Genomic DNA, 1,230 nt, shown 5'->3' with positions numbered 1-1,230 from the left:
TGGGTGGCTTCAGGCGCTCAGCATCCCCGGATTCAGTACTGGGCGGTTCTTCGCCGGTTCCGGAATATCAACCGGATGTCCATCGACTACGCCTGTCGGCCTCGCCTTAGGTCCCGACTTACCCAGGGCAGATTAGCTTGACCCTGGAACCCTTGGTGATTCGGCGGAAGAGTTTCTCACTCTTCTTTCGCTACTCATGCCTGCATTCTCACTCGTGCCGGATCCACACCTCGATCACTCGGATGCTTCACTCCCGGCACGACGCTCCCCTACCCACCAACACGCCTGAACACCACCCACGAAAGGGGCGGCGCTGAGCAAAGTGTTGGTGCCACAGCTTCGGTGGTGTGCTTGAGCCCCGCTACATTGTCGGCGCGGAATCACTTGACCAGTGAGCTATTACGCACTCTTTCAAGGGTGGCTGCTTCTAAGCCAACCTCCTGGTTGTCTTCGCAACTCCACATCCTTTCCCACTTAGCACACGCTTAGGGACCTTAGCTGGTGATCTGGGCTGTTTCCCTCTCGACTACGAAGCTTATCCCCCGCAGTCTCACTGCCATGCTCTCACTTACCGGCATTCGGAGTTTGGCTGACGTCAGTAACCCGGTAAGGCCCATCAGCCATCCAGTAGCTCTACCTCCGGCAAGAAACACATGACGCTGCACCTAAATGCATTTCGGGGAGAACCAGCTATCACGGAGTTTGATTGGCCTTTCACCCCTACCCACAGCTCATCCCCTCAGTTTTCAACCTAAGTGGGTTCGGGCCTCCACGCGGTCTTACCCGCGCTTCACCCTGGCCATGGGTAGATCACTCCGCTTCGGGTCTAGACCCAGCGACTCAAAACGCCCTGTTCGGACTCGCTTTCGCTACGGCTGCCCCACACGGGTTAACCTCGCCACTGAGCACTAACTCGCAGGCTCATTCTTCAAAAGGCACGCCGTCACCCACACACAAAGTGCAGGCCCCGACGGATTGTAAGCGCACGGTTTCAGGAACTATTTCACTCCCCTCCCGGGGTACTTTTCACCTTTCCCTCACGGTACTTGTCCGCTATCGGTCACGAGGTAATATTTAGGCTTAGCAGGTGGTCCTGCCAGATTCGTACGGGATTTCTCGGGCCCCGTACTACTCGGGTGGTCATGCACGCAGTCGAGGGTGTTTCGGCTACCGGGGTCTCACCGTCTACGCCAGGCCTTTCCAGACCCTTCACCTACACCACACGATTTC

Annotated in this window: 1 other annotated feature (running past one end of the window). The window is 57.2% G+C overall.

Going from position 1 to position 1,230, the window contains the following annotated elements:
• Positions 1–1,230 (bottom strand) — a sequence feature (mutual gap in cmsearch alignment for this rRNA model is longer than 100) (it continues 459 nt past the right edge of the window).

The sequence above is a fragment of the Serinicoccus sp. CNJ-927 genome (assembly GCF_001942435.1).
GTDB classification, from domain to species: domain Bacteria; phylum Actinomycetota; class Actinomycetes; order Actinomycetales; family Dermatophilaceae; genus Ornithinicoccus; species Ornithinicoccus marinus.
Note: the sequence above shows the minus strand (reverse complement) of the source record. Positions and strands in the feature narration are given on the sequence as shown.